This is a genomic window from Carboxylicivirga litoralis (assembly GCF_025499605.1).
Lineage (GTDB): Bacteria > Bacteroidota > Bacteroidia > Bacteroidales > Marinilabiliaceae > Carboxylicivirga > Carboxylicivirga litoralis.
Map to the genome: position 1 here is coordinate 237383 of NZ_JAFMVC010000002.1, position 23997 is coordinate 261379.

Consider the following 23997-nt stretch of genomic DNA (forward strand, 5'->3'; position numbering starts at 1 on the left):
AGTCAAATCCTCCATTTACCCTTACATTGTTAGTTTCTATAAGCTTATAAATACTGTTCTATAGCATAAGCATCCCGCGACCAAAATCCCCACCATTTTCTTCCCATCCCAACAATTTTCACTTATTTTGTTCTTCGTGGTCTATTTGTCTTACCACCTACTGATCTATTGACCTAATGATCTAAAACGATGAACAATAATATCGACCAATTATCACTTCAAAATATATACAATCGTAAGCGATCCGACCGTGATATTTTCCAGGAACTAATGTCCTATAAAGTAAGCGAAGTCCTTTTGATTGCCAATCATTACGATGCCTATAGTATTGTGCGCGAAGGCCGTTTCTTCGATAAAATTTTTGGCGAATACCTGCAGCTGAATCTGTTTACAGCGCCGCGAATCAGCAGTGTGGCTACGCTCGATGAGGCGGAAGAATTGATGCAGGAGCGCGATTTTGATATGATTATCTTAATGGCTGGCCTCGATAAGCAATTGCCTTTGCAAATGAGCGAACGCCTAAAAGAGATTCGACCCGAGGTACCCATATTGTTGATGGTGAATAATAATGCCGATCTCAAGTTTTTTGACGAAGCCAGTGGAAACATCGAGAACATCGACCGCGTGTTTGTGTGGAATGGCGATTCGCGTGTCTTCCTGGCGATGATTAAGTATGTTGAGGACAAAATGAATGTGGAGAAGGACGTGAAGGTGGGTGATGTGCGCGTTATTTTGTTGGTGGAGGATTCGCAAAAATACTACACACGCTACTTGCCTTTGTTGTATTCTATTATTATGCGCCAAACGCAGGCTATTCTGTCAGAGGAGACCAGTGATCAGCTGCATAAGATTATGAAGATGCGTGTTCGTCCTAAGATACTGTTAGTCAGCAATTATGAAGATGCAGTTGAGATAGTTGATAAATACCTGGATAACTTGATTTGTGTGATTTCGGATGTGCAGTATGCGCGCAATGGAGTAGACGATGAGGATGCCGGTGTGGAGCTGATTAAATATGTCAAGTCAAAAACGATTATACCAACCCTCTTGCAATCGTCAGACCCTGAAAATGCGAGAAGGGCCGAAATGATTCACTCCGATTTTATCGACAAAAACTCGGATAGCTTGTCATTGGACATCTATAATTTTATACATCAGAAATTAGGTTTCGGCAATTTTATATTTAAAAATAGTCGTGGCGCAAAAATAGCCGTTGCCCGCAACCTAAAGGAATTTGAAGAATGCATTGAGGAGGTGTCGCCCGAATCGCTTTTGTACCATGCACGCCGGAACGGTATTTCCACCTGGCTGATGGCACGTGGTGAGATTAATATTGCCAAACGACTGCGTCCCTATCGTATCGAGGACTTTGAGAGTTTTACGAAGTTGCGTCAGGCCATCCTAGACGTGTTTGAGGATGTACGTCTTAAGCGTTTGCGCGGAAAAGTGGTTATGTTCGACAAGGAAATGGTGAAAAGTTGCCGTTATATTGTGCGCATTGGCGAAGGTTCCTTTGGTGGTAAAGGGCGCGGTGTGGCCTTTTTATCCAACTTCATCGAAAATATCAACTTCGATCATATCATCGACGATATTAATATTCGAATTCCGTCTACTACCATTATTGGCGCTGGCGAATTCACCCATTTCATTGAAAAGAATAATTTATACAACCTGGCGTTCGTTGAGAAAAAATATGCCGAGATAAAAGAGCTGTTTCTTAAGTCGGAATTGAGCGATGAGGTGAATGAGAAGCTGAAGCAATACGTTGAGGTAATGGACCAACCGTTGGCGGTACGTTCTTCGGGTTTGTTCGAGGATAGTTTATTGCAACCTTTTGCCGGCGTGTATGCTACTTATATGGTGCCTAATAATCATCCGGATGTGAATGAACGATTCCGCCAGTTGTGTACGGCTGTCAAGTTGGTATATGCTTCTATGTTTAGCGACCAGTCAAAGGCTTATTTCGATGCGGTCAACTATAAGATTGAAGAGGAAAAGATGGCTGTTATCATTCAGGAAGTGGTTGGTGGAAAAGTAGGCGATCGTTTCTATCCTAACATAAGTGGCGTGGCTCAGTCGTATAATTACTATCCTTTCTCGTACATGAAACCTGAAGATGGTTTTGCTGTGCTGGCTGTTGGCTTGGGTAAATATGTAGTTGGTGGCGAAAAATCGTATCGTTTCTGTCCGCGACACCCAAAGCTCGAGCTGAATTCCATCCAGGATCAGATAAAAGATTCTCAATCGCACTTTTATGCACTTGATTTGGATAAAACAGATTTCTGCCTGGAGCAAGGGGGCGAAGATGCAGCTATCGTGAAGCTGGCCATCAAGGAAGCTGAGGAAGATGGTAACCTCAAACATTGTGCAACTGTTTATGACTTTAACTATGATCGCATGACCACTGATTTCTCAAAGCGTGGTCCGCGCGTGGTTAATTTCTCTAATATTCTCAAATACGATTATATTCCTTTATCACGTACCCTGGATATGTTGTTGCGTTTCTTTAAAGAAGCCATGGGAGCACCGGTTGAGATTGAGTTTGCAGTTGATTTAGAGCCGGGACGTCGAAATTTACCAACTTTATATTTGCTACAAATTAAGCCATTGATTCGTATCGAAAACAATGTGGACATTGACTTTGATGAGGTGGATAAAGACAAGGTGGTTTTACAGTCGGTGAAAGGAATGGGCAATGGTCGTTTGAATCACATTAAAGATGTGGTGTATATGAATATTGATGTGTTTGATAGAACCAAAACCGCCGAGATGGGTGCCGAGATGGCTGAGATTAATAAATACTTTGAAGAACAAGGCAAAGAATACGTGCTCATTGGGCCTGGTCGTTGGGGTACGCGCGATCGTTTTACCGGTATTCCGGTTTTCTGGTCGCAGATATCGCAAGCACGCGTTATTGTAGAAATGGGCTTGCCCGATTTTCCTTTGGATGCTTCGCTTGGTTCGCATTTCTTCCACAATGTTACTTCTATGAACGTGGGTTATTTTAGTGTGCATCACAACGGTGAGGAGCAGTTTGTAAGTTTGGATAAATTAAATGAACAAAAGCTGGTTCGTGAAACAAGCTATTTTAAACATGTTGAGTTTGAACATCCGCTTACTATTTTAATGGATGGCAAACAACAGAAAGCTGCTATTGTAGTTAATAATAAACCAATAAATATTGATTAGATAATTTCAAAAAGCCTTCTTCGGAGGCTTTTTTAGTTTTGCGAAACAAGAAAAAAGCATCCTAAAATATTGAAAAACATAAAATCAGTTTTTATCTTGATGAAAATCATAGTATTAACAATGGAGATAAACTGAAAGATTTATGAGTAATTCAAAGGATTTCGTATATCCTTCACAAGGTGTGGTGGATGATGCAACAATTAAGTCGTATGAAGATTTATACAAGGCTTCTATTGATAATCGGGAGCAATTTTGGGCTGATGAAGCTGAACGACTTGAATGGTACCAACCTTGGAATAAAGTTTTGGATGATTCCAATCATCCGTTTTACAAATGGTTTGTTGGTGGAAAAACAAATATTATCCACAATGCCATCGACAGACATTTGAAGACTGCTACACGTAATAAATTAGCATTAATTTGGGAAGGCGAACCCGGTGATTTGAAAACTTATTCTTATCATGCCTTGAACCGAGAGGTAGCTGAGTTTGCGAATATACTGAAAGCAATGGGGGTGCATAAAGGCGATATAGTAACGATTTATATGCCACAGATACCCGAACAGATTTTTGCCATGTTGGCGTGTGCAAAAATTGGAGCAGCGCATAGTGTGGTTTATGGTGGCTTTAGTCATGAAGCCCTGGCCGAACGAATCAATGCTGCCAATAGTCGTGTAGTAATAACTGCCGATGGTGGTTTCAGAAGAGGTAAAGCAACCAAGCTGAAAGAAATTGTCAATAAGGCTATGGAATTATCGCCTACCATGGAAGTTTGTATCACTGTGAAACGAACAGGTGAAGATGTTTATATGGAAAATGATCGTGATTATTGGTATCATGATTTAAAGGCCTTGCCAATTGCCAGCCATAAATGTAAGACCGAGCAAATGGATGCCGAAGACATGCTGTTTTTATTATATACATCCGGTTCAACAGGTAAGCCGAAGGGTTTGGTGCATACGCATGGTGGATATAGTGTTTACACATCAGCTACTCATCGTATGGTGTTTGATATCAAACCGGAAGACCGCTGGTGGTGTGCTGCTGACCCCGGTTGGATAACCGGACATAGTTACATGGTGTATGGTCCGTTGATTAATGGTTCAACAATTTTTATGTACGAAGGTGCTCCAAATCACCCCTATCCTGATCGCTGGTGGCGGATGGTTGATAAATATGGGATAACCGTTCTATATACTTCACCTACTGCCATACGAGGTTTAATGCGTTATGGAGAGTCCTGGGTCAACCGTCATGATATTAGTTCACTGCGTCTGTTGGGTTCGGTAGGTGAACCAATTAATCCTGAAGCATGGCGCTGGTATCACGAGGTGATAGGTGATAAAAAATGCCCTATTATGGATACCTGGTGGCAAACTGAAACGGGTGGATTTGTCATCACACCTCTGCCAATTACCCCACTTAAACCGGGTTCTGCCACGAAACCATTTTTCGGTCATGAAATTGGGGTAGTGGATGAAAAGGGAGATGATGTGTCAGTGAACGATGTTGGTGCTTTAGTTATTAAGAATCCATGGCCAGGAATGGCTCGAACAATTATGGACGACGATGAGCGCTATAAAGAAACCTATTGGGCTAAATTTGATGCACAAAAATATTACCATGCTGGCGACTCTGCAAGAAAAGACGAGGATGGTTATTATTGGATTATAGGTCGAAGTGACGATGTAATAAAAGTCAGTGGCTATCGATTAGGCACAGCCGAAATAGAAAGTGCAGCCGTCAGTCACCCTGATGTGGCCGAAGCAGCAGCAATTGCATTGCCACATGAATTAAAAGGTAGTGGCATTCATGTTTATGCCATTCTTAAAGCCGGCAAAGAAGGAACGCGTGAATTAGCAAAGGAAGTGATAGAACATGTGGCAAAAGTTATGGGGCCGATTGCAAAACCTGAGGAAGTGGTTTTTGAACAGTCATTACCAAAGACACGAAGTGGAAAAATCATGCGTCGTGTTTTAAAGGCGCGGGCGCTGGGTGAAGACGAAGGGGATTTGAGTACTTTAGATGATTGATAAAACAAAAGGCAAGCTCATGAGCTTGCCTTTTGTTTTTATGCTAGCAGCTATTAGCTGACATCTATTTTTATCCCTGATAAGTGCTGTAACCGTTTGTCGCCATTTTACGGTCAACTTTCTTCACTAATCCCTGTAAAACTTTACCAGGACCAACTTCAGTGAAAGATGATACACCATCAGCAATCATGTTCTGAACGGTTTGTGTCCAGCGAACAGGAGCTGTTAACTGTGCAACAAGGTTTTCTTTTATAGTAGCTGGTTCTGTTACTGCTTGTGCATTAACATTTTGGTAAACCGGACAGATAGGTGTGCTGAACTCAGTTGCCTCAATAGCAGCTGCTAATTCAGTACGTGCAGGCTCCATAAGAGGTGAATGGAAAGCTCCACCAACAGGTAGCTTAAGGGCACGTTTGGCACCTTTTTCAGTTAATAGTTCACATGCTTTATCAACACCCGCAATTGAACCAGAGATAACTAATTGTCCCGGGCAATTGTAGTTAGCTGCTACTACAACATCTTCAATGCTTTCACAAACTTCTTCAACAACTGCGTCTTCCAATCCTACAATGGCAGCCATTGTTGATGGTTCAATTTCACAAGCCTTTTGCATCGCTTGTGCACGCTGTGAAACTAGTTTTAACCCATCTTCAAAATTCATGGCGCCAGCTGCAACTAAAGCAGAGAACTCACCTAAAGAGTGACCGGCAGTCATTTCTGGTTTAAAATCTTCGCCCAATGTTTTGGCTAATATCACCGAGTGTAAAAAGATGGCAGGTTGAGTAACTTTCGTTTGTTTTAGGTCTTCGTCAGTTCCTTCAAACATTAAGTCGGTGATACGAAATCCTAAAATTTCATTTGCTTTTTCAAATAGTTCCTTCGCCATTGGTGAGTTTTCGTACAAATCTTTACCCATTCCAACGTACTGGGCACCCTGGCCCGGAAATACAAATGCTTTCATAATTGCTTTTTTTATAAGGCAGGCCACAAGTGTTGTTAAGAACGTTAATTGTTGTTTTTGTGACCTGCTTAATAATTTAAATTGTTAATGAATCTCATCCCGGTATTTGGGGCCTTATGCTGCTAAACAACAAAGGCTCACGGTTGACGAGAGCCATTAATTCTTTTAATTTATCTGGCAAAGATAAAGCATAAATTTGCTATCGACCTAATAAAAAGTTCAACAATTGCATTTTTGACTATTCGTTAGCTAAGCTCCAAAGAGTCAGAAAGCTTGTTTTTACTATGGCTTCAAACTTTTGCCAGTCAATACGCTCAGCATGATCGCTTGGCATGTGATATGATTCGTGTCCGCCTGTGTGAAACCACATAATCGGGATACCTTTTTTTGCAAATGGCGCATTGTCGCTGCCACTGGTTGGGTCGTCCCAAGCGCTGTAATTGATCTTTAAACCGAATTGATAGTCTTTGTTGAAAGATGAACACAACTTCTCGGCTTGTTGCCAGCTTTTTGTATATAATAAGGTAACAGCCGAATCGGGTTGTTCGTAATTATAACTGCGTCCAATCATATCATAGTTGTGGTAATATTTTACCTTATCAATATCTTTATAAGTATTGACAAAATACCTCGAACCTAGCAAACCTCTTTCTTCCGCTGTCCAATTGGCAAAAATAACAGTTCGTTTAGGTTGAATGCCTGTTGCCATAAAAGCTCTTGCAATAGCTACGGTACCTATTGCGCCCGAACCATTGTCGTCGGCTCCATTCCAGATGTAACCCTCATACATGCCCAAATGATCATAGTGGGCGCCAACTACGATAATCTCATCCGGTTTTTCAGAACCTTCAATAACAGCTATAACATTCTGACATTTTTTAGACTCTACACTGGCCTTGGTGATTAATTGAGCAGAAGTATAGTTGAGTTTTGGTGCTGTGGTTTTTAGTTGTTCAAGATTGTTTAGGTATTGTTCAATAAACTGGTCAAAGTCAGGAATCAAATCGGTCATTATCGCTTTAGATACTTTATAAAAGTAAGGCCCCTGCTTCTTTTCATCGGGCAGAAACAAACTCTTTTTGTAAATGCCGGATGAGCGTTTGCTTAGTTCTTTTTCAGACTGGGCAATAGGTGCTGGTGATTCCTCTATTGATTGAGTAAGATATGGATCATTCAAGTCATATTCGAGAACGGCAACTGCGCCGGATTTTTGAAGTGCGTTATTTTTTATCTGGTTCCACTCACGCTCTGGTTGAGCTTCAAGCATATGTTTAAGAGGACTATCTGCTTTTGCTTTTGGCAAGCCTGAAATACGAATTAATACTTTGCCTTGACATTTTTTTAGGTTGATTTCATTTAATTGTTCGTTGTTAATGCCATATCCTCCCCATATAAACTCAGAGCTAATATTATAGGATTCAGTCACTCGTTCTGCACGCAGATGTGTGGGGAATGAATAAGTTTTGCTTGTAACTTTATTTGACAGAACAATTGAAGCTTGGGCAGGCGTTGCGGCAATCAATAAAGGTACATTCTGAAAATAGGTAGTGTTGTCAATAGTGGTAAGGCCTGCTGTCTTATATAGTGATGCCAGGTAATCGGCTGCCATGTAGGCGCCTTTGGTGGTTGCTTCTCGCCCTTCAAACCAATCAGACGATAAAAAGCTCAATTCGGCCTCTAAACTGTTTCGGTTTATCGTAGCCAATGCAGTTCTGATATTTTCTTGAGCAAAAATAGCTTGAACTGTCGTAATAAAAAGTATTGGTAGAATGATTAGTTGCTTGTACATGTGTTGTAATTTTTATTTAGCGAATTTATGGCATGAAATTAGTTAAACAAGGGCCGGCTTGTAGATAATTGAGGAAACATGTTCAAAAAGCGAATTGACGAACTAACAAATTGTTTTCCAAAGAGAAAAAATAGAATGATTTAGAAAAAAATAACAATTAGCATGTTCTTTTTCCATTGAAAATTAGTACTTTTGCAGCGCTTTTTTGTCTAAAATTGTCAAAAAGGCTGAAAATCAGTGGGGTTTTATAAGGGATTAGTGTATCTTTGCACCCCATTTATAACGAAATTGTTTAATACAATATATTTAAATTTTATGCCAACAATTCATCAGTTAGTTAGAAAAGGACGAAACAAGCAGGTGGAAAAAAGTAAGTCACGTGCTTTAGATGCATGTCCTCAAAGACGAGGCGTGTGTGTGAGGGTGTATACCACTACACCAAAGAAACCTAACTCAGCCATGAGAAAGGTAGCCAGGGTGCGTTTAACCAACGGTAAGGAGATAAACGCTTACATTCCAGGAGAAGGACACAACCTACAAGAGCACTCGATTGTGTTAGTGCGTGGCGGTCGTGTTAAAGACCTTCCGGGTGTGCGTTATCACTTAGTGCGTGGAGCATTAGATGCATCAGGAGTAGACGGACGTACGCAGCGCCGTTCAAAGTATGGTACTAAGCGACCTAAAGCTGCTAAAAAGTAATTAAAGACATTGTGAAGTGCGTTGTTTACTTGGTTAGTTAACTGGATGAGTAAATGTTAAACATTGAAGACTAGTAAAGACAGCCAAGACGAATAACAAAGTAAACAAAAGAGAAGATGAGAAAAAGTAAACCAAAAAAGAGGATCCTTCTTCCGGATCCAAAGTTCAACGATCAAACAGTTACTCAGTTTGTGAATAACATGATGTTGGACGGTAAAAAATCAATCGCTTTCAAAATCTTTTACGATGCTATGGATCGTGTAGCTGAAAAAGCTGAAAAAGAAGGAAAGCCAGTATTGGAATTTTTCAAAAAAGCACTTGAAAATATTACTCCATCGGTTGAGGTAAAAAGCCGACGTGTTGGTGGTGCAACTTTTCAGGTTCCAACTGAAATTCGTCCGGCCCGAAAGGCGTCCATCGGCATGAAGCACTTGATTCTTTTCGCTCGTAAGCGTAGCGGAAAATCAATGGCAGAAAAATTATCTGCTGAAATTGTTGCTGCATACAACTTAGAGGGCGGTGCCTTCAAGAAAAAAGAAGACATGCATAAAATGGCAGAAGCGAACCGTGCTTTTGCTCACTTCAGATTTTAATCTAAATATTTAAGAAATTATTGTCATGGGAAAGGCAGATCTTAAAAAGACCAGGAACATAGGAATTATGGCTCACATCGATGCCGGTAAAACAACGACTACTGAGCGTATCTTGTTTTACACTGGTATCACTCACAAAATTGGTGAGGTGCACGATGGTGCAGCTACTATGGACTGGATGGAGCAAGAGCAAGAGCGTGGTATTACCATTACTTCTGCTGCTGTTACAACTAACTGGATTTACGAAGGTGTTGAAAACAAAATTAACATCATCGATACCCCAGGTCACGTTGACTTTACAGTAGAGGTAGAGCGTTCACTACGTGTGTTGGATGGTGCTGTTGCATTATTTTGTGCTGTAGGTGGTGTTGAGCCACAGTCTGAAACTGTATGGCGTCAGGCTAACAAGTACAATGTTCCTCGTATTGGTTTCGTTAACAAAATGGACCGTTCAGGTGCTAACTTCTTCGAAGTAGTACGTCAGGTTCGTGAAATGTTAGGAGCTAATCCAATTCCTCTTCAGATTCCTATTGGTGCTGAAGAAAACTTCGAGGGTGTTATCGATTTGATCGAAAACAAAGCCGTTGTTTGGTTCGATGATGAGCAGTTAGGTTCTCGTTACGAGCTACAGGAAATTCCTGAAAACTTGAAAGCAGAAGCTGAAGAGTGGAGAGGAAAATTAATTGAAGCTGTAGCTGAGCACGATGATGAATTAATGGAGCGTTATTTCGAAGATCCTGAATCAATTACTCGCGACGAGATGATTGAGGTAATTCGCAAGGCGACTATTGCTCAGACAATCACACCAATGATGTGTGGTTCAGCGTTTAAAAACAAAGGTGTTCAGCGTTTGTTAGATGCTGTTATCCAGTATTTACCATCTCCAAGTGATATCGGAACCATCGAAGGTGTTAATCCTAAGACAGGTGAAGAAGTAACATACGAAATGGATGAAGATCAGCCTTTATCAGCATTAGCATTTAAAATTGCTACTGACCCATTCGTTGGTCGTTTAGCATTTATGCGTGTTTATTCTGGTAAGATTGACGCTGGTTCATACGTATTAAATACACGTACTGATAAAAAAGAGCGTATCTCTCGTTTATATCAAATGAAATCAAACAAGCAGTTACCACGTGAGGTTATCGCAGCTGGTGATATCTGTGCTGGTGTTGGTTTCAAAGATATCCGTACTGGTGATACACTTTGTGACGAGAAACACCCAATCGTATTGGAATCAATGGATTTCCCAGAGCCAGTAATTGGTGTTGCTGTTGAGCCATTGTCACAAAAAGATATGGATAAGTTAGGCGTTGCTCTTGGTAAATTAGCTGAAGAGGATCCTACATTTAAAGTAAATACTAACGAAGAAACTGGTCAGACTGTTATTTCTGGTATGGGTGAGCTTCACCTTGAAGTACTTATCGACCGTTTGAAGCGTGAGTTTAAAGTAGAATGTAACCAGGGTGCACCTCAGGTAACTTATAAAGAAACAATCACTCAGGAAGTTGAGCTTCGCGAAGTATTCAAGAAGCAGTCTGGTGGTCGTGGTAAATTTGCCGATATCCAGTTCCGCATGGGACCTGCCGAAGAAGGTAAAGTAGGTCTTCAGTTCGAAAGCACAATTAAAGGTGGTAACATTCCTAAAGAATTTATCCCTTCAATTGAGAAAGGTTTCAAAGAAGCTATGTTGAATGGTGTACTTTGCGGTAGTGAAGTAGAAGCATTGAAAGTAGAAGTATTTGATGGTTCTTTCCACGCTGTCGATTCAGACCAGTTGTCATTCGAAATTTGTGCCCGTCAAGGATTTAAATCAGCATCTGCACAAGCTAAGCCTCAGTTATTGGAGCCTATCATGCGTGTTGAAGTTGTGACTCCTGAAGAGTACATGGGTGATATCATCGGTGACTTCAACAAGCGTCGTGGTCAGGTAGAAGGTATGGAATCTAAAGCTGGTGCTCGTGTAGTAAAAGCTAAGGTGCCATTGGCAGAGATGTTTGGTTACGTAACAGCATTACGTACGATCTCATCTGGTCGTGCTACTTCATCAATGGAATTCTTAGAGTACGCAGCTGTACCTAAGCAAATCGCTATTGAAGTAGTTAAAGAAGCAAAAGGAAAAGTAGAATTATTATAACACAATTAGTGTTCTCACTATGAGTCAGAAAATTAGAATAAAACTTAAATCTTACGATCACAACTTGGTTGACAAGTCAGCTGAGAAGATCGTGAAGACAGTTAAGAGCACTGGTGCAGTAGTAAGCGGTCCTATTCCGCTTCCTACTCACAAGCGTATCTTCACTGTGTTGCGCTCCACATTTGTGAACAAGAAATCACGTGAGCAGTTTCAATTATCATCTTACAAGCGTTTGATCGATATTTATAGCTCTACAGCTAAAACGATTGATGCTTTGATGAAGTTAGAATTGCCTAGTGGTGTAGAAGTAGAAATTAAAGTGTGATAATCTTAAATGTTTAAACAATGCCAGGACTAATTGGAAAAAAAATCGGAATGACATCCGTTTTCAGTGCCGATGGTAAAAATGTGCCATGCACTGTTATCGAAGCAGGCCCTTGCGTAGTTACACAGGTTAAAACTGTGGAAACTGATGGCTACGAGGCTGTACAGTTGGCGTTTGACGACAAAAAAGAAAAGAGCACAAACCAACCTGAAGCAGGTCACTTTAAAAAGGCCGGTTCAGCACCAAAGCGTAAAGTTGTAGAATTCCACGAATTCGAAAACGAATTAAAGCTTGGTGAAGAGGTTAATGTGAATCTTTTCGAAGAAAACGCTTTTGTTGATATCACTGGTATCTCAAAAGGTAAAGGTTTTCAAGGTGTCGTAAAGCGTTACAACTTTAGAGGTGTGGGTGACGCTACACACGGTCAGCACAACCGCTTACGCGCTCCTGGATCTATTGGTGCAGCATCCTACCCAGCAAGGGTTTTTAAAGGCATGCGCATGGCAGGTCGTACAGGTGGTGACAGAGTTAAGGTTGAAAACCTTAAAGTGATTAAAGTAATTCCTGAGAACAACCTTATTTTGGTTAAAGGTTCAGTACCAGGAGCAAAAGGCTCATATCTAATTATTGAAAAGTAATGGAACTGAACGTATTAACAATTGAAGGAAAAGAAACCGGAAGAAAGGTAAATTTACCTGAAGCGGTGTTCGGAATTGAGCCCAGCGACCACGCCATTTACTTGGATGTAAAACAATACTTGGCTAATAATCGTCAAGGGACTCATAAGTCAAAGGAACGTGCTGAGATTACGGGTTCAACTCGTAAAATCAAAAAGCAAAAAGGTACTGGTACAGCTCGTGCTGGTAGCATTAAGTCTCCTGTTTTCGTAGGTGGAGGTCGTGCATTCGGTCCTCGTCCACGTAACTACCGTTTTAAGTTGAATAAAAAACTTAAGCAGTTAGCTCGTAAATCTGCGTTAGCATACAAAGCACAAACTCAAATGATCACTGTTTTGGAAGACTTCAACTTCGAAGCGCCAAAAACAAAAGACTATGCAGCTTTGGTTACCAACCTAAAGTTAAATGGTCAGCGTTCATTGTTAGTGTTAAAAGAAGCTAACGATAACATCTACCGTTCAGCTCGCAACATTCAGCGTGCCGAGGTAGTGACATTAGATGAACTGAATACATTTGACATCATGAAAGCTAAAAACTTGGTGTTGGTTGAAAGTTCTGTAGAAGAATTCGGTAAACTGTTTAACGCATAAGGAGGCTCGTCATGAAAGTTATTATTAAACCAATTGTAACTGAAAAGATGACAGAACTAGGCGAGAAGTTGAATCGCTTCGCATTCGTTGTTGATAAGAAAGCTAACAAGCTTCAGATCAAAGACGCTGTTGAAGAATTATACAACGTAAGCGTTGAGTCTGTCAATACAATGGTATACGCGGGTAAATCAAAGTCGCGTTACACAAAGAGTGGAGTTATTGTTGGTAGAACAAATTCCTTCAAAAAAGCTGTTGTAACACTAGCAGAAGGAGATACTATTGATTTTTATAGCAATATCTAATAAAAATGGCAGTAAGAAAACTAAAGCCCACAACACCGGGGCAGAGACACAAAATTATTGGTGCGTTTGATACGATTACATCAGCGTCACCAGAAAAGTCCTTATTGAGGCCATTAAAGAAATCCGGAGGTAGAAATAACTCTGGTAAAATGACCGTTAGAAATATCGGTGGTGGTCACAAAAGGAGATACAGGGTAATCGACTTTAAGCGTAATAAAGACGGTGTTAACGCAACAGTTGAGTCAATTCAATACGATCCTAACCGGAGTGCTCGTATTGCATTGCTAGCTTACGCTGATGGAGAAAAAAGGTACATTCTTGCACCTAATGGGTTGCAGGTTGGTCAAGCTATTGCTTCAGGACCAGGGGTTGCTCCTGAGATTGGTAACAGCTTACCATTAAGCGAGATTCCTTTAGGTTCCATTATTCACAACATCGAATTGCGTCCGGGCCAGGGAGGTACAATGGCACGTAGTGCTGGTACTTTCGCACAATTGGCTGCTCGTGAAGGAAAATACGCGGTTGTTAAATTGCCTTCAGGCGAAACAAGAATGGTATTAGTTACATGTCGTGCTACTTTAGGTGCGGTTGGTAACTCTGACCACGCTCTTGAGCGTTCAGGAAAAGCTGGACGTAGCCGTTGGTTGGGTCGTCGTCCACGAGTTCGTGGTGTGGCAATGAACCCAGTTGATCACCCAATGGGTGGTGGTGAAGGTCGTTCGTCAGGAGGACACCCAAGATCTCGTACAGGGGTATTGGCTAAGGGTTATAAAACTCGTCATCCTAAGAAGGCTTCTAATCAATTTATCATTGAAAGAAGAAAAAAATAACCGGTTAAATTAAACGAATATGAGCAGATCATTAAAAAAAGGCCCATTTATCGACTTTAAACTGGAAAAGAAAGTTCTGGCACAGAACGAGTCAGGTAAGAAATCAGTTATTAAGACTTGGGCACGTGCGTCTATGATTTCTCCGGAATTTGTAGGACACACTATTGCTGTACACAACGGTAATAAGTTTATCCCGGTTTATGTTACTGAAAATATGGTAGGACACAAATTAGGCGAATTTGCCCCAACCCGTACTTATCGCGGTCATGGTGGTAATAAGAAAAAGTAATTGGCCTGCCAATATTTAAATTCTTTAAACAGTAAAAAATGGGTGCAAGAAAAAGAATAAGAGCTGAAAAAATAAAGGAAGCTAAGAAGTCCGATTACTTCGCAAAGCTTAACAATGTACCGACTTCACCTAGGAAAATGCGTCTTGTTGCCGACATGATCCGAGGTAAAGAGGTGAACCTTGCTCTGGACATGCTGAAATTCTCATCGAAAGAAGCTTCCAGAAGGGTTGAGAAACTGTTGCTTTCTGCTATCGCTAATTGGAAAGAAAAGAACGAAGGTGTTCGCATCGAAGACGCTAACCTTTATGTGAGTGAGATCGCGGTTGATTCAGGCCGTATTTTGAAACGTTTACGTCCGGCCCCACAAGGTCGTGCGCACCGTATCAGAAAGCGTTCGAACCACGTAACGTTACGCGTTGCAAGCAAAGTAGTATCAAGTGAAACACAAGAAAACTAATAGCTAGATGGGACAAAAAGTTAATCCAATTAGTAACAGGTTAGGAATCATTAAAGGATGGGATTCTAACTGGTATGGAGGAAAGAACTATGGCGACAAGCTATTGGAAGACTCCAAAATCAGAAAGTACCTCAATGCACGTTTAGCTAAAGCAAGTATCTCTCGTATCATTATCGAGCGTACTTTGAAATTGGTTACTATTACCGTTTTCACTGCACGTCCTGGTATCATTATTGGTAAGGGAGGTCAGGAAGTAGATAAACTGAAAGAGGAGCTTAAGAAAATTACCGACAAAGAAGTTCAGATTAACATCTTTGAGGTAAAGAGACCAGAGTTGGACGCTATTATCGTAGCGAAAAACATCGCTCGTCAGGTGGAAGGACGTATCGCATATCGTCGTGCCATTAAAATGGCTATCGCTTCTACCATGCGTATGGGTGCTGAAGGTATCAAAATTCAGATTTCCGGACGTTTGAACGGCGCTGAAATGGCCCGTAGCGAAATGTACAAAGAAGGCCGTACGCCTCTTCATACATTACGCGCCAATATAGACTATGCTCAAGAAGAAGCCTTGACTAAAATGGGTCTGATTGGTATCAAAGTTTGGATCTGTAAAGGTGAGATTTATGGTAAGCCAGATTTATCACCTGCTTTCAACACCAAAGAAAAAGGTGGTGGAAACCGTGGAGGCGGTAGAGGTCCGAGAAGAAGAAATAATAAGAAGTAATTCTCCTTTCACATTAATTGATTAGGAACGATGTTACAACCAAAGAAAGTAAAATTTAGAAGAAGGCAGAAAGGCCGTATGAAAGGCGATGCTCAGCGCGGGCAAGAGCTAGCATTCGGATCTTTCGGTATCAAAGCCTTACAAAGTAAATGGATTACAGGTCGTCAGATTGAAGCTGCTCGTGTTGCGGTAACCCGTTACATGCAGCGTCAGGGACAGATCTGGATTAGAATATTTCCTGACAAACCGATTACTAAGAAGCCAGCCGAAGTACGTATGGGTAAAGGTAAAGGTAGTCCGGAAGGATTTGTGGCCCCTGTTACTCCAGGACGCATTATTTTAGAATGTGAAGGAGTACCTTACGAAGTAGCTAAAGAAGCATTGCGCCTTGCCGCACAAAAGCTTCCGGTAACTACTAAATTCGTTGTGAGAAGAGACTATGTTGAATCAACAAATGCTTAAGGACATGAAAGTAGAAGAAATCAAAGAATTAAGTGTTAGCGAAATTGCTGAGCGTATCGAAACTGAAACTGCCGCTTTGCAGCAGTTGGAATTGAACCACACAACTTCGCCATTGGAAAACCCAATGCAGATTAGACATACTCGTAGAAACATTGCGCGCTTGAAGACTATCTTGAGTCAAAAGCAACAAACTGAAAAATAATTTAGGAGATGGATAGAAATCTTAGAAAAGAGCGTACAGGTATTGTAGCTAGCAACAAGATGGATAAGTCTATCGTCGTATCTGTAGAGATTCGCGAGAAGCACCCCATCTACGGTAAGTTCGTGAAAAAGTCGAAGAAGTTTCACGCGCACGATGAAGACAACACCTGCAATATCGGGGATACTGTGAAAATCATGGAAACACGTCCCTTGAGCAAGACGAAACGTTGGAGATTAGTTGAAATTCTAGAAAGAGCTAAGTAATCATGATACAACAAGAATCTAGACTTGCAGTTGCTGATAACAGTGGAGCCAAAGAAGTATTATGTATCCGTGTTCTGGGTGGAACAAGGAAGCGTTATGCCGGAGTAGGCGATCGTATCGTGGTAACTGTAAAAAGCGCCACGCCTGGCGGTGAATTGAAAAAAGGAACCGTTACAAAGGCTGTAGTAGTGCGCACTAAAAAAGAAGTTAGACGTCAAGATGGTTCCTACATCCGCTTTGATGAAAATGCTTGTGTTTTATTAAACCAGGCAGGCGAAATGAGGGGAACACGTATTTTCGGTCCTGTAGCCCGTGAGGTTCGTGAAGGATTCATGAAAATCGTATCTCTGGCGCCTGAAGTACTTTAATCATCAAAGAGATTAGAACAATGGGTAAATTGCATATTAAAAAAGGCGACATCGTTATTGTTAACGCTGGAGTCAACAAAGGCCAGGAAGGGAAAGTCCTTGAGGTATTCCCTGCCAAACAACGTGCCATTGTTGAAGGTGTTAACATGGTGAGCAAGCACACAAAGCCTAATGCTGAGAGTCCGCAAGGAGGTATAGTTAAGAAAGAGGCTCCTATTCACATTTCAAATTTGAATGTGAAAGATCCTTCAACAGGGAAACCAACACGTATTGGTCGTAAGTTGAACGATGATGGTAAACTGGTTCGAATTGCTAAAAAATCAGGGGAGGAGATCAAGTAATGAGTTATACACCTAGTTTAAGTAAACAGTATAAGGACGAGATTGTACCAAACTTGATGAAAGAATTCGGGTTTAAATCAATCATGCAGGTTCCAAAGTTAGAGAAGATTGTAATCAACCAGGGTCTTGGTTCAGCTACTGCTGACAAGAAAATGATTGAAAATGCACTCAAAGAACTAACGACGATCACCGGTCAAAAGGCCGTGGCTACACTTTCGAAAAAGGATATTTCGAACTTTAAGCTTCGTAAAAAAATGCCAATTGGTGTGCGTGTCACACTACGTCGTGAAAACATGTATGAATTCCTTGAGCGTTTAATTCGTGTGGCTCTGCCTCGAATTCGCGACTTCAAAGGTATCAACAGTAAGCTTGACGGACGTGGAAACTATACCTTAGGTATTGAAGAACAAATCATTTTTCCTGAAATAAATATTGACAATGTGTCAAAAATATTGGGTATGAATATTACCTTTGTGACCTCGGGAAAAACCGATGAGGAAGCTTTTGCTCTTTTGAAAGAGTTTGGGTTACCATTTAAAAACGTGAAAAAGAACTAGTTATATGGCAAAGGAATCAATGAAAGCCCGTGAGGTAAAAAGGGCTAAGCTTGTTGCCAAATACGCTGAAAAACGTGCAAGGCTTAAGGAAGAAGGAGATTATGTAGGTTTGCAAAAGCTACCTAAGAACGCTTCTCCAGTGCGTATGCACAACCGTTGCAAGTTAACCGGACGTCCGAAAGGTTACATGCGACAGTTTGGTCTTTCAAGGATTCAGTTCCGCGAAATGGCTTCAGCTGGTTTAATACCTGGTGTTAAAAAAGCAAGTTGGTAAGAGTGTTAAATATTGTCCCGGTGTATTTTACGCCGGGATCAATTTAATCTTTATAAAATGACAGATCCAATAGCAGATTTCCTGACACGAATCAGGAACGCCATTATGGCGGGTCATAGGGTTGTTGAAGTTCCAGCTTCCAACCTTAAAAGAGAGATGACCAAAATTCTTTTCGAGAAAGGGTACATCTTAAATTACAAGTTCATCGAAGATGACAAGCAAGGAGTAGTTAAGATCGCATTGAAGTACGATCCTCAAACAAAGACTCCAGCTATCAAAGCGCTTAAGCGCGTGAGTACACCTGGTTTACGCTCGTATGCCGGGTATCGTAGTTTACCTCGCGTTCTTAACGGTCTTGGTATTGCTATCGTGTCAACTTCACGAGGTGTAATGACGGATAAAGAAGCCCGAGTACAGAAAATTGGTGGTGAAGTATTGTGTTACGTTTATTAAAAAAGAAGAACTATGTCAAGAATTGGAAAAGCACCGATTAGCATACCTTCAGGCGTGAACGTAACTGTTAAAGACAATACTGTGACAGTAAAAGGCCCTAAAGGCGAATTGTCACAAGCGATTCACCCTGAAATGGAAGTGAAAGTTGAGGATGGAACAATTACTGTTGTTCGTCCTAACGATGAAAAAGAAACACGTGCCCAGCACGGATTGTACCGCTCGTTGATCAACAACATGGTGGTAGGAGTTTCTGAAGGTTACAAAAAGCAATTAGAATTAGTTGGTGTAGGTTACCGTGCAACTAATCAAGGTCAATTACTTGATTTGGCATTGGGTTATTCTCACCCTATTCAGCTGATGTTGCCAAAAGAAATTAAAGTGGAAGCTGTTACTGACAGAAAAAGCAATCCTATTATTACGCTTGAATCAGCAGATAAGCAATTACTTGGACAAGTATGTGCTAAAATTAGGTCATTGCGTAAGCCTGAGCCTTACAAAGGAAAAGGTGTACGTTTCAAAGGCGAAGAGATTCGTCGTAAGGCCGGTAAATCTGCTAAAGTTTAATCTGAATTAAATTAGGAATTATGGCTTTTTCGAAAATAGAGAGAAGACGAAAAATTAAATTGCGCGTTCGCAAGAATATCAGCGGAACCGCAGAGCGTCCAAGAATGTCAGTATTTAGAAGCAATAAGCAAATTTCAGTTCAGTTAATTGATGATGTTAATGGTAAAACATTGGCTGCATCTTCTTCTTTGTTAAAAGAAATTGCTGATCAGAAAGGTACTAAGTCTGAAGTGGCTGCAATGGTTGGTAAAAACATTGCTGAAGTTGCTCAGAAAGCTGGTATCAGTGTTGTTGTGTTCGATAGAAATGGATACCTATATCATGGTAGAGTTAAACAATTAGCCGACGCTGCTCGTGAAGCAGGGCTTAAATTCTAACAGACTATGGCTGGAAATAACAAAAGAATCAGAAACAATAACGATCTTGAGCTAAAGGATCGTTTGGTTGCTATCAACAGGGTAACTAAAGTAACCAAGGGTGGTAGAACTTTCTCATTCTCTGCCATTGTAGTGGTTGGAAATGAGAACGGCGTTGTTGGCTGGGGCCTTGGTAAAGCAGGCGAAGTAACAACAGCTATTGCAAAAGGTGTTGAAGCTGCCAAAAAGAATCTAGTTAAAGTACCTATTATCAATGGTACTGTTCCTCATGAGCAATTGGCTCGTTACGGTGGTGCAAGTGTATTTATGAAGCCTGCATCTCATGGTACCGGAGTAAAAGCTGGTGGTGCGATGCGTGCCGTATTAGAGAGTGTTGGTGTAACTGACGTATTAGCTAAGTCAAAAGGTTCATCGAACCCGCACAACTTGGTAAAAGCAACGATTGAGGCACTAACTGAATTGCGTGATGCTGCAACTATTGCTGAGCAACGAGGTGTTTCAATGGATAAAGTATTTAACGGATAAATAAGGACAAAATGGCTAAGATAAAAGTAACTCAGGTTAAGAGTAAAATCGGGGCCACTGCAAGGCAAAAAAACACCTTGGCTGCCCTTGGGCTGAAGAAACTTCAGCAAACCGTTGAACATGAAGCCACACCTCAAATTGAAGGAATGGTTCAAAAAGTACTGCACCTAGTGTCAGTAGAAAGATAATTTGGTCGAACGAATTAGAGGAAATTAATATGAATTTAAATAACTTAAGACCTGCAAAGGGTTCAGTAAAGACCTCAAAGCGTATCGGTCGTGGACAAGGTTCTGGTCGCGGTGGAACATCTACTCGTGGTCATAAAGGTGCCAAGTCGCGTTCGGGTTACTCACGTAAGTTTGGTTTTGAGGGCGGACAGATGCCTTTGCAGCGACGTGTTCCTAAATTCGGATTCAAAAACATTAATCGAGTTGAGTATAAGGCTGTAAACATTGAAATGTTACAGGCTATTGCTGAAAAGAAAGAGGTTACTGTAATTGATCCTGAAGTTTTAAGACAAGCCGGTTTAGTTAGCAAAAATGACTTGGTGAAGATTCTAGGTAATGGTGAGTTAAAAGCTAAATTAGAAGTGAAAGCTCACGCATTCTCTGAATCAGCAACTAAAGCTATTGAAGCAGCTGAAGGAACCGTAGTAAAATTGTAATTGAATGAAACTATTCGAAACCATCCGCAACATCTGGAAAATTGAGGATCTTAAATCCAGAATTACAACAACAATCGGACTACTGTTGATTTATCGACTTGGTTCTTTTGTGGTACTTCCTGGTATTGATCCTACGCAACTTAGTGCGCTAAAAAGTCAAACAAGGGACGGTGTATTAGGCCTACTCGATATGTTCTCAGGAGGTGCGTTTTCTAACGCGTCTATCTTTGCATTGGGTATCATGCCTTACATCTCAGCTTCCATCGTTATTCAATTGATGGGTATTGCTGTACCTTACTTTCAACGTCTTCAAAGGGAAGGTGAAAGTGGACGTAGAAAGATCAATCAGATAACTCGTTATTTGACTGTTTTGATTTTAGTAGTTCAGGCACCGGGTTACTTAACAAACCTTTTTAATCAGTTGCCAGACGCGGCTTTTGTAGCTACAGGTTGGTCTTTTACTGTTACCAGTACAATCATTTTAACTGCAGGAACAATGTTCGTTATGTGGTTAGGTGAACGTATTACCGACAAAGGAATTGGTAATGGTATCTCACTAATCATCATGATTGGTATTATTGCTCGCTTACCACAATCGTTGTTTGCCGAGTTTATATCAAGAATGGAAGCTGCTAGTGGAAGCGGTGGTTTGGTTATGTTGCTAATTGAGTTTGTTGTGTTGTTCTTCGTATTTGCCGGAACAATCGCTTTGGTTCAGGGTACTCGTCGTATTCCTGTGCAGTATGCAAAGCGTATTGTAGGTAATAAACAATACGGAGGTGTTCGCCAATACATCCCATTAAAGGTTAATGCAGCAGGTGTAATGCCAATCATCTTTGCTCAAGCTATCATGTTTATTCCTGTAACTTTTGCAGGTTTTGTTGATAGTGAAACAGCAAGTGGATTTGCATCTATCTTCGCTAACTTTACAGGAGTATGGTACAACGTAATATTCGCCTTAATGATTATTGCATTTACCTATTTCTATACAGCTATTACTATTAATCCAACGCAGATGGCTGAGGATATGAAACGTAATGGTGGTTTTATTCCAGGTGTTAAACCAGGTAAGAAAACGGTTGAATTCTTAGACTCAGTAATGTCTAAGATTACTTTGCCGGGTTCTGTTTTCCTTGCAATGGTGGCTATTTTGCCTGCTTTTGCAATGATGGCTGGTGTTGACCAAGGATTTGCTCAGTTTTATGGCGGTACATCACTACTAATTTTAGTGGGTGTTGTACTAGATACATTACAGCAAATCGAAAGTCACTTGTTAATGCGTCATTACGATGGATTAACAAAATCTGGACGAATAATGGGTAGATCCGGTGGTGGAGCTGCAATTTATTAATTGAGGAACGATCATTGACATGATTTATTTAAAGACTGACGAAGAAATAGAGTTGATGCGTTTAAGTAACCAATTGGTTGCAAAAACGCTTGGTGAAGTGGCCAAGGCTATCAAGCCTGGAGTTTCTACGTTAGAGCTAGATAAAATAGCCGAGACCTTCATTAGAGATAATGGAGGTACTCCTGGCTTTTTAAATTATCAAGGTTTTCCTAATACACTATGTACATCTGTTAACGAACATGTTGTTCATGGAATTCCTAACGATACACCTTTAAACGAAGGTGATATTGTTTCGGTTGATTGCGGGGTGTTATTAAATGATTTCTACGGTGATTCAGCTTATACTTTTCCAATTGGCGAAGTTGCACCTGAAGTAAAAGCATTATTGGATGCAACCAAAGAATCGTTGTACAAAGGCATCGAGCAGGCAATTGAAAACAATCGTTTAGGAGATGTAGGGCATGCCATCCAGTCTTACACTGAGGAACGTGGTTATAGCGTTGTTCGTGAAATGGTAGGACACGGAATCGGTAAAAACCTGCATGAAGCACCTGAAGTAGCTAATTATGGCCGCAAAGGGAACGGTACCAAATTAAAATCTGGAATGGTTATTGCCATCGAGCCAATGATTAATTTAGGCAAGCGCCAAATTGTTCAGGAAGACGATGGATGGACGATTCGGACGATTGATAAAAAGGTATCTGCTCATTATGAACACACTGTAGCAGTAAGAAAAGGTAAAGCTGATATACTTTCTAGTTTTAAATTTGTAGAAGAAGTATTACATTTGCAGTCTGAAAAATAAAAAGTTAGAGATATTATGGCGAAACAAGCCTCTATAGAACAAGACGGAACAATCATTGAAGCCTTATCCAATGCCATGTTTAGAGTGGAATTGGAAAACGGTCACATCATTACGGCTCATATCTCAGGTAAGATGCGTATGCACTACATCAAAATTTTACCTGGTGATAAAGTAAAGGTAGAGATGTCTCCGTATGATTTGACAAAAGGAAGAATTTCCTATAGATACAAATAATAAAGTGACTGATCATGAAGGTTAGAGCATCTGTAAAGAAAAGAAGTGCCGATTGCAAAATCGTAAAACGCAAAGGGCGCTTGTATGTGATTAATAAAAAGAATCCAAAGTTTAAACAACGTCAAGGATAAATTATAAGATTATGGCAAGGATTGCTGGAGTTGATATACCCTCTAATAAAAGAGGAGAAATTGCTTTGACTTATATCTTCGGAATAGGTAGAAGTAGAGCCCAAGAGATTCTTCAGAATGTTGGCGTTGACGCTAATATCAAAGTTTCAGACTGGACGGACGAACAGATTAAAGCTGTACGTGAAAATATTTCCGACAATTTTAAGATTGAAGGTGAATTACGTTCTGAAATCCAATTAAACATCAAGCGATTGATGGATATTGGTTGTTACCGTGGTATTCGTCACCGTATCGGTTTACCATTGCGTGGTCAATCGACTAAGAACAACGCCCGTACACGTAAGGGTAAGAAGAAGACTGTTGCAAACAAAAAGAAAGCCACTAAATAATAAGTAAGATATGGCAAAGAAGTCAGGATCTCAAAAGAAGAGAGTTGTTAAGGTGGAGGCTGTTGGACAGGCTAATATCCATTCGTCTTTCAATAACATTATCATCTCATTGGCCAATCAAAATGGTCAGGTGATTTCTTGGTCTAGTGCTGGTAAAATGGGTTTCCGTGGTTCTAAAAAGAACACACCTTATGCTGCACAGATGGCTGCTACTGATTGTTCAAAAGTAGCATTCGACTTAGGACTAAGAAAGGTAAAAGTTTATGTGAAAGGACCGGGTAATGGTCGCGAGTCTGCGATTCGTTCTATCCATGCTGCTGGTATCGAGGTAACAGAAATTGTTGATGTTACTCCACTACCACACAACGGATGTCGTCCTCCAAAAAGAAGACGAGTTTAATTACTCGACTAGTTGTTAACCATAGGTTTTTGATGGCAA

At 40.7% G+C, this 23997-nt stretch carries 34 protein-coding genes; 32 read left to right on the forward strand and 2 right to left on the reverse strand.

The window, feature by feature from the left end; all coding sequences use genetic code 11:
* The first annotated feature begins 189 nt into the window (after positions 1–189).
* The gene (locus J1N10_RS03100; protein ID WP_262325218.1) at positions 190–3189 is read left to right on the forward strand and encodes a PEP/pyruvate-binding domain-containing protein; all 3000 of its coding nucleotides are present in this window, start codon (positions 190–192) and stop codon (positions 3187–3189) included.
* A gap of 142 nt (positions 3190–3331) precedes the next feature.
* A complete protein-coding gene (gene acs / locus J1N10_RS03105; protein ID WP_262325219.1) occupies positions 3332–5221 on the forward strand; it encodes an acetate--CoA ligase in 1890 nt (629 codons plus the stop codon).
* Positions 5222–5291: 70 nt separating this feature from the next.
* Here acs and fabD read toward each other — a convergent pair whose 3' ends face one another.
* Together fabD and J1N10_RS03115 are read right to left on the reverse strand one after the other, a co-directional pair.
* Complete coding sequence (gene fabD, locus J1N10_RS03110) at positions 5292–6182, reverse strand: ACP S-malonyltransferase (RefSeq protein ID WP_262325220.1); 891 nt, start codon at positions 6180–6182, stop codon at positions 5292–5294.
* Positions 6183–6420: 238 nt separating this feature from the next.
* Positions 6421–7971, reverse strand: coding sequence for a M28 family metallopeptidase (locus J1N10_RS03115; protein WP_262325221.1), 1551 nt, complete (start codon positions 7969–7971; stop codon positions 6421–6423).
* Positions 7972–8286: 315 nt separating this feature from the next.
* Between J1N10_RS03115 and rpsL the strand changes: the two genes are divergently transcribed.
* The 30 genes from rpsL (at position 8287) to rpsK (ending at position 23958) form a co-directional block, all read left to right on the forward strand.
* A complete protein-coding gene (gene rpsL, locus J1N10_RS03120; RefSeq protein WP_262325222.1) occupies positions 8287–8670 on the forward strand; it encodes a 30S ribosomal protein S12 in 384 nt (127 codons plus the stop codon).
* A 116-nt stretch (positions 8671–8786) separates the two neighbouring features.
* Entirely contained in the window at positions 8787–9263 is a 477-nt protein-coding gene (gene rpsG / locus J1N10_RS03125; RefSeq protein ID WP_262325223.1) for a 30S ribosomal protein S7, read from the forward strand.
* 25 nt (positions 9264–9288) lie between these two features.
* Entirely contained in the window at positions 9289–11400 is a 2112-nt protein-coding gene (gene fusA, locus J1N10_RS03130) for an elongation factor G (RefSeq protein WP_262325224.1), read from the forward strand.
* Positions 11401–11419: 19 nt separating this feature from the next.
* Positions 11420–11725, forward strand: a complete 306-nt coding sequence (gene rpsJ / locus J1N10_RS03135) for a 30S ribosomal protein S10 (protein ID WP_130642659.1) — start codon at positions 11420–11422, stop codon at positions 11723–11725.
* A gap of 20 nt (positions 11726–11745) precedes the next feature.
* The gene (gene rplC / locus J1N10_RS03140) at positions 11746–12363 is read left to right on the forward strand and encodes a 50S ribosomal protein L3 (protein ID WP_262325225.1); all 618 of its coding nucleotides are present in this window, start codon (positions 11746–11748) and stop codon (positions 12361–12363) included.
* Positions 12363–12992: a 50S ribosomal protein L4 gene (rplD, locus tag J1N10_RS03145; protein ID WP_262325226.1), complete on the forward strand. Its 630-nt coding sequence runs from the start codon at positions 12363–12365 to the stop codon at positions 12990–12992. The genes rplC and rplD overlap by 1 nt, the downstream gene beginning before the upstream one ends.
* 11 nt (positions 12993–13003) lie before the next feature.
* Positions 13004–13294 (forward strand): 50S ribosomal protein L23, encoded by a 291-nt coding sequence (gene rplW, locus J1N10_RS03150; protein WP_212191484.1) that lies wholly within the window; start codon positions 13004–13006, stop codon positions 13292–13294.
* Between the two features lie 5 nt (positions 13295–13299).
* Positions 13300–14124 (forward strand): 50S ribosomal protein L2, encoded by an 825-nt coding sequence (rplB, locus tag J1N10_RS03155; protein ID WP_262325227.1) that lies wholly within the window; start codon positions 13300–13302, stop codon positions 14122–14124.
* A 19-nt stretch (positions 14125–14143) separates the two neighbouring features.
* Complete coding sequence (rpsS, locus tag J1N10_RS03160) at positions 14144–14413, forward strand: 30S ribosomal protein S19 (protein ID WP_212227769.1); 270 nt, start codon at positions 14144–14146, stop codon at positions 14411–14413.
* A 38-nt stretch (positions 14414–14451) separates the two neighbouring features.
* Positions 14452–14871, forward strand: coding sequence for a 50S ribosomal protein L22 (gene rplV / locus J1N10_RS03165; RefSeq protein WP_262325228.1), 420 nt, complete (start codon positions 14452–14454; stop codon positions 14869–14871).
* Between the two features lie 7 nt (positions 14872–14878).
* Positions 14879–15598, forward strand: coding sequence for a 30S ribosomal protein S3 (gene rpsC, locus J1N10_RS03170; RefSeq protein WP_262325229.1), 720 nt, complete (start codon positions 14879–14881; stop codon positions 15596–15598).
* A gap of 30 nt (positions 15599–15628) precedes the next feature.
* Positions 15629–16060 (forward strand): 50S ribosomal protein L16, encoded by a 432-nt coding sequence (rplP, locus tag J1N10_RS03175; protein WP_143303610.1) that lies wholly within the window; start codon positions 15629–15631, stop codon positions 16058–16060.
* 4 nt (positions 16061–16064) lie between these two features.
* The gene (gene rpmC / locus J1N10_RS03180) at positions 16065–16262 is read left to right on the forward strand and encodes a 50S ribosomal protein L29 (RefSeq protein WP_262325230.1); all 198 of its coding nucleotides are present in this window, start codon (positions 16065–16067) and stop codon (positions 16260–16262) included.
* An 8-nt stretch (positions 16263–16270) separates the two neighbouring features.
* Positions 16271–16525 (forward strand): 30S ribosomal protein S17, encoded by a 255-nt coding sequence (rpsQ, locus tag J1N10_RS03185; RefSeq protein ID WP_262325231.1) that lies wholly within the window; start codon positions 16271–16273, stop codon positions 16523–16525.
* Positions 16526–16527: 2 nt separating this feature from the next.
* Positions 16528–16893: a 50S ribosomal protein L14 gene (gene rplN, locus J1N10_RS03190; protein WP_262325232.1), complete on the forward strand. Its 366-nt coding sequence runs from the start codon at positions 16528–16530 to the stop codon at positions 16891–16893.
* A gap of 20 nt (positions 16894–16913) precedes the next feature.
* Positions 16914–17234, forward strand: coding sequence for a 50S ribosomal protein L24 (gene rplX, locus J1N10_RS03195; RefSeq protein WP_410053432.1), 321 nt, complete (start codon positions 16914–16916; stop codon positions 17232–17234).
* Positions 17234–17791: a 50S ribosomal protein L5 gene (gene rplE, locus J1N10_RS03200; protein WP_262325233.1), complete on the forward strand. Its 558-nt coding sequence runs from the start codon at positions 17234–17236 to the stop codon at positions 17789–17791. Before rplX ends, rplE begins: the two co-directional genes overlap by 1 nt.
* Positions 17792–17795: 4 nt before the next feature.
* Positions 17796–18065, forward strand: a complete 270-nt coding sequence (rpsN, locus tag J1N10_RS03205; RefSeq protein WP_212191474.1) for a 30S ribosomal protein S14 — start codon at positions 17796–17798, stop codon at positions 18063–18065.
* Between the two features lie 57 nt (positions 18066–18122).
* Positions 18123–18518, forward strand: coding sequence for a 30S ribosomal protein S8 (gene rpsH, locus J1N10_RS03210; RefSeq protein ID WP_212191473.1), 396 nt, complete (start codon positions 18123–18125; stop codon positions 18516–18518).
* A 12-nt stretch (positions 18519–18530) separates the two neighbouring features.
* Entirely contained in the window at positions 18531–19082 is a 552-nt protein-coding gene (rplF, locus tag J1N10_RS03215) for a 50S ribosomal protein L6 (RefSeq protein ID WP_262325234.1), read from the forward strand.
* A 20-nt stretch (positions 19083–19102) separates the two neighbouring features.
* Entirely contained in the window at positions 19103–19459 is a 357-nt protein-coding gene (rplR, locus tag J1N10_RS03220) for a 50S ribosomal protein L18 (protein ID WP_262325235.1), read from the forward strand.
* Between the two features lie 6 nt (positions 19460–19465).
* Positions 19466–19984: a 30S ribosomal protein S5 gene (rpsE, locus tag J1N10_RS03225; protein ID WP_262325236.1), complete on the forward strand. Its 519-nt coding sequence runs from the start codon at positions 19466–19468 to the stop codon at positions 19982–19984.
* Between the two features lie 11 nt (positions 19985–19995).
* Complete coding sequence (gene rpmD / locus J1N10_RS03230; protein WP_262325237.1) at positions 19996–20172, forward strand: 50S ribosomal protein L30; 177 nt, start codon at positions 19996–19998, stop codon at positions 20170–20172.
* Positions 20173–20201: 29 nt separating this feature from the next.
* Positions 20202–20648 (forward strand): 50S ribosomal protein L15, encoded by a 447-nt coding sequence (gene rplO, locus J1N10_RS03235; RefSeq protein ID WP_262325238.1) that lies wholly within the window; start codon positions 20202–20204, stop codon positions 20646–20648.
* Positions 20649–20652: 4 nt separating this feature from the next.
* Entirely contained in the window at positions 20653–21999 is a 1347-nt protein-coding gene (gene secY, locus J1N10_RS03240; RefSeq protein ID WP_262325239.1) for a preprotein translocase subunit SecY, read from the forward strand.
* 19 nt (positions 22000–22018) lie between these two features.
* Positions 22019–22804, forward strand: a complete 786-nt coding sequence (gene map / locus J1N10_RS03245) for a type I methionyl aminopeptidase (RefSeq protein ID WP_262325240.1) — start codon at positions 22019–22021, stop codon at positions 22802–22804.
* A gap of 15 nt (positions 22805–22819) precedes the next feature.
* Positions 22820–23038 (forward strand): translation initiation factor IF-1, encoded by a 219-nt coding sequence (infA, locus tag J1N10_RS03250; RefSeq protein WP_143303625.1) that lies wholly within the window; start codon positions 22820–22822, stop codon positions 23036–23038.
* 14 nt (positions 23039–23052) lie between these two features.
* The gene (ykgO, locus tag J1N10_RS03255; protein WP_071792536.1) at positions 23053–23169 is read left to right on the forward strand and encodes a type B 50S ribosomal protein L36; all 117 of its coding nucleotides are present in this window, start codon (positions 23053–23055) and stop codon (positions 23167–23169) included.
* An 11-nt stretch (positions 23170–23180) separates the two neighbouring features.
* Positions 23181–23558 (forward strand): 30S ribosomal protein S13, encoded by a 378-nt coding sequence (gene rpsM / locus J1N10_RS03260; protein ID WP_262325241.1) that lies wholly within the window; start codon positions 23181–23183, stop codon positions 23556–23558.
* A 10-nt stretch (positions 23559–23568) separates the two neighbouring features.
* Complete coding sequence (gene rpsK / locus J1N10_RS03265; RefSeq protein WP_212191463.1) at positions 23569–23958, forward strand: 30S ribosomal protein S11; 390 nt, start codon at positions 23569–23571, stop codon at positions 23956–23958.
* Positions 23959–23997: the final 39 nt, after the last annotated feature.

What these genes read in the sequence shown, in the direction of transcription:
- J1N10_RS03100 (WP_262325218.1), top strand. Translation starts at nt 190, where the DNA reads ATGAACAATAATATCGACCAATTATCACTTCAAAATATATACAATCGT.
- acs (WP_262325219.1), top strand. Translation starts at nt 3,332, where the DNA reads ATGAGTAATTCAAAGGATTTCGTATATCCTTCACAAGGTGTGGTGGAT.
- fabD (WP_262325220.1), bottom strand. Translation starts at nt 6,182, where the DNA reads ATGAAAGCATTTGTATTTCCGGGCCAGGGTGCCCAGTACGTTGGAATG.
- J1N10_RS03115 (WP_262325221.1), bottom strand. Translation starts at nt 7,971, where the DNA reads ATGTACAAGCAACTAATCATTCTACCAATACTTTTTATTACGACAGTT.
- rpsL (WP_262325222.1), top strand. Translation starts at nt 8,287, where the DNA reads ATGCCAACAATTCATCAGTTAGTTAGAAAAGGACGAAACAAGCAGGTG.
- rpsG (WP_262325223.1), top strand. Translation starts at nt 8,787, where the DNA reads ATGAGAAAAAGTAAACCAAAAAAGAGGATCCTTCTTCCGGATCCAAAG.
- fusA (WP_262325224.1), top strand. Translation starts at nt 9,289, where the DNA reads ATGGGAAAGGCAGATCTTAAAAAGACCAGGAACATAGGAATTATGGCT.
- rpsJ (WP_130642659.1), top strand. Translation starts at nt 11,420, where the DNA reads ATGAGTCAGAAAATTAGAATAAAACTTAAATCTTACGATCACAACTTG.
- rplC (WP_262325225.1), top strand. Translation starts at nt 11,746, where the DNA reads ATGCCAGGACTAATTGGAAAAAAAATCGGAATGACATCCGTTTTCAGT.
- rplD (WP_262325226.1), top strand. Translation starts at nt 12,363, where the DNA reads ATGGAACTGAACGTATTAACAATTGAAGGAAAAGAAACCGGAAGAAAG.
- rplW (WP_212191484.1), top strand. Translation starts at nt 13,004, where the DNA reads ATGAAAGTTATTATTAAACCAATTGTAACTGAAAAGATGACAGAACTA.
- rplB (WP_262325227.1), top strand. Translation starts at nt 13,300, where the DNA reads ATGGCAGTAAGAAAACTAAAGCCCACAACACCGGGGCAGAGACACAAA.
- rpsS (WP_212227769.1), top strand. Translation starts at nt 14,144, where the DNA reads ATGAGCAGATCATTAAAAAAAGGCCCATTTATCGACTTTAAACTGGAA.
- rplV (WP_262325228.1), top strand. Translation starts at nt 14,452, where the DNA reads ATGGGTGCAAGAAAAAGAATAAGAGCTGAAAAAATAAAGGAAGCTAAG.
- rpsC (WP_262325229.1), top strand. Translation starts at nt 14,879, where the DNA reads ATGGGACAAAAAGTTAATCCAATTAGTAACAGGTTAGGAATCATTAAA.
- rplP (WP_143303610.1), top strand. Translation starts at nt 15,629, where the DNA reads ATGTTACAACCAAAGAAAGTAAAATTTAGAAGAAGGCAGAAAGGCCGT.
- rpmC (WP_262325230.1), top strand. Translation starts at nt 16,065, where the DNA reads ATGAAAGTAGAAGAAATCAAAGAATTAAGTGTTAGCGAAATTGCTGAG.
- rpsQ (WP_262325231.1), top strand. Translation starts at nt 16,271, where the DNA reads ATGGATAGAAATCTTAGAAAAGAGCGTACAGGTATTGTAGCTAGCAAC.
- rplN (WP_262325232.1), top strand. Translation starts at nt 16,528, where the DNA reads ATGATACAACAAGAATCTAGACTTGCAGTTGCTGATAACAGTGGAGCC.
- rplX (WP_410053432.1), top strand. Translation starts at nt 16,914, where the DNA reads ATGGGTAAATTGCATATTAAAAAAGGCGACATCGTTATTGTTAACGCT.
- rplE (WP_262325233.1), top strand. Translation starts at nt 17,234, where the DNA reads ATGAGTTATACACCTAGTTTAAGTAAACAGTATAAGGACGAGATTGTA.
- rpsN (WP_212191474.1), top strand. Translation starts at nt 17,796, where the DNA reads ATGGCAAAGGAATCAATGAAAGCCCGTGAGGTAAAAAGGGCTAAGCTT.
- rpsH (WP_212191473.1), top strand. Translation starts at nt 18,123, where the DNA reads ATGACAGATCCAATAGCAGATTTCCTGACACGAATCAGGAACGCCATT.
- rplF (WP_262325234.1), top strand. Translation starts at nt 18,531, where the DNA reads ATGTCAAGAATTGGAAAAGCACCGATTAGCATACCTTCAGGCGTGAAC.
- rplR (WP_262325235.1), top strand. Translation starts at nt 19,103, where the DNA reads ATGGCTTTTTCGAAAATAGAGAGAAGACGAAAAATTAAATTGCGCGTT.
- rpsE (WP_262325236.1), top strand. Translation starts at nt 19,466, where the DNA reads ATGGCTGGAAATAACAAAAGAATCAGAAACAATAACGATCTTGAGCTA.
- rpmD (WP_262325237.1), top strand. Translation starts at nt 19,996, where the DNA reads ATGGCTAAGATAAAAGTAACTCAGGTTAAGAGTAAAATCGGGGCCACT.
- rplO (WP_262325238.1), top strand. Translation starts at nt 20,202, where the DNA reads ATGAATTTAAATAACTTAAGACCTGCAAAGGGTTCAGTAAAGACCTCA.
- secY (WP_262325239.1), top strand. Translation starts at nt 20,653, where the DNA reads ATGAAACTATTCGAAACCATCCGCAACATCTGGAAAATTGAGGATCTT.
- map (WP_262325240.1), top strand. Translation starts at nt 22,019, where the DNA reads ATGATTTATTTAAAGACTGACGAAGAAATAGAGTTGATGCGTTTAAGT.
- infA (WP_143303625.1), top strand. Translation starts at nt 22,820, where the DNA reads ATGGCGAAACAAGCCTCTATAGAACAAGACGGAACAATCATTGAAGCC.
- ykgO (WP_071792536.1), top strand. Translation starts at nt 23,053, where the DNA reads ATGAAGGTTAGAGCATCTGTAAAGAAAAGAAGTGCCGATTGCAAAATC.
- rpsM (WP_262325241.1), top strand. Translation starts at nt 23,181, where the DNA reads ATGGCAAGGATTGCTGGAGTTGATATACCCTCTAATAAAAGAGGAGAA.
- rpsK (WP_212191463.1), top strand. Translation starts at nt 23,569, where the DNA reads ATGGCAAAGAAGTCAGGATCTCAAAAGAAGAGAGTTGTTAAGGTGGAG.